This is a genomic window from Oleiphilus sp. HI0079, from assembly GCF_001635105.1.
In genome coordinates this window covers 1-1,015 of record NZ_LWFT01000915.1, presented here as the reverse complement: position 1 = coordinate 1,015, position 1,015 = coordinate 1, and the positions used below count along the sequence as shown (strand labels likewise).

Below are 1,015 nucleotides of genomic sequence, written 5' to 3'. Positions count from 1 at the left end.
GATCCGGTAGCGTGAGAGCTTGGTGGCTTGCGTTGATTTGCATGTTCCCAAAACACGCTAGTCTCATGGGGCGCAAAAGGGTTTGATAGGAAGTAAACGGTGTCGATAGGAAAGAGAAAGGCGGTTCTGATTGCCGCTGTCGCTTCAGTAGTAGGAACGGCCGCAACGATCATTCTGGTGCTCAAGTTTTCCTTTGCAAGCATTCTTGCCGGTTTTGGGCTTGCTGCAGTGGATGCACAAGTTCTAAGCAAATTGAAAACCTCTCAGCGAATTGTGAGCCAGGTAAAAAAGCGAAATAAATCAAAACGTGCGAAGGCACATACGCGATTTTTAAAGCGAACTGGAAAGAAGCTCGTTGTCGGATCAGCCGCGGCGTTAAGTTTTGGAACCGCCGCGGTGGTGGTGACGACCATTGGTCTTGAGGTAGAGGATTACTGCGATTACTTAGAAGATCTGGAAAACGAGCGTGCGCTGCTAAATTTGCAGCAATCAGAGTTCGATATGCAAGCGTGTGCTGAATCTGCAAAAGAAGATATGGATGCGCTCGCCGAGCATGCAACCTCCGAGGGTAAGAAAATGCTTTTGGACACCCTCGGGATTGAAGGGTAGCGGCTAGCTTCTCATCATAGGGACAATGCTTCTAGGTTGAGACACCCTTGGTGTCCCTGGGAATGCTCCCCAGCTCACCAATGCAAATTTCTTTCCTTGCTCAATGGGGAGCGACTCATGGGAAAACACGTGGTTGGAAGGAAAGATCACGAGATCACCGCGCTTGGGCTGGTATTCGAAATTCAATCCATTAAATTTTAGTCTACCGCCAACGTAGTCATCATTTAGATAAATNAGCATGCTAAAGTCACGGTCTATAAATCGGTAGAATTGTTTGGCTTGTTGGCAGAAAAGGTCTGAGTCAGCATGCATGCCGTACTTTCCACCAGGTCCATAGCGGAGCAGCTGGGCCTCTTCAAACCACTGAGCAGAAATGCCGCCCGAAAGCTGAACCACGTGCTCTGCG

At 48.9% G+C, this 1,015-nt stretch carries 2 protein-coding genes; one reads left to right on the top strand and one right to left on the bottom strand.

Annotated features, from left to right (window positions below):
- Positions 1 to 99: 99 nt before the first annotated feature.
- A complete protein-coding gene (locus tag A3750_RS16890) occupies positions 100 to 609 on the top strand; it encodes a hypothetical protein (protein ID WP_068451574.1) in 510 nt (169 codons plus the stop codon).
- 3 nt (positions 610 to 612) lie between these two features.
- On the opposite strand, the gene A3750_RS16885 is transcribed toward A3750_RS16890, so the two are convergent.
- On the bottom strand, positions 613 to 1,015 hold a 403-nt coding region (locus A3750_RS16885), incomplete at its 5' end, for a 2OG-Fe(II) oxygenase (RefSeq protein WP_197475103.1).